The sequence below is a fragment of the Bacillus cereus group sp. BfR-BA-01331 genome, from assembly GCF_022663915.1.
Taxonomy (GTDB): domain Bacteria; phylum Bacillota; class Bacilli; order Bacillales; family Bacillaceae_G; genus Bacillus_A; species Bacillus_A mycoides.
The window spans coordinates 1-377 of record NZ_JAKUGJ010000174.1 but is presented as its reverse complement, the minus strand read 5'-3'; the positions used below and the strand labels follow the sequence as shown (position 1 = coordinate 377).

Sequence of the window (377 nt, the reverse complement as noted above, 5' to 3'; positions counted from 1 at the left end):
TTTGATCCACCTAATACTAGAATTGTATTCATTCCCACTCACTCTCCTTATTTTTCTTTTTTGTGTATGTACTTGGTGTTGTTAACAATACAAGCGTACAAACTACAATATTCATGAATATTAAACCTACTATTAATACAATTGCGAAAATAGGTAACAACAGCATAAAAATAAAAGCACTTACGACCAAGCATACAAAGATGAACCCATTACTCATGTCTTCATAACCGTCTAACCCTTGCACTATATTTAAACTATGCATCCAAACCGTGATAGCATCCCAATGTTCTACTAATAGATATCCTCCACCCAAAAACAAAGCCCATCCGAATAATGTCCCTAAAAATCCTGATCCCCTTCCAGAAGAATATCCCGCA

Annotated in this window: 1 protein-coding gene; it reads right to left on the bottom strand. The window is 35.3% G+C overall.

Annotation, left to right across the window (positions count from 1 at the left end; all coding sequences use genetic code 11):
- Positions 1 to 28 precede the first annotated feature (28 nt).
- On the bottom strand, positions 29 to 377 hold a 349-nt coding region (locus MR155_RS31520; protein ID WP_242312134.1), incomplete at its 5' end, for a hypothetical protein.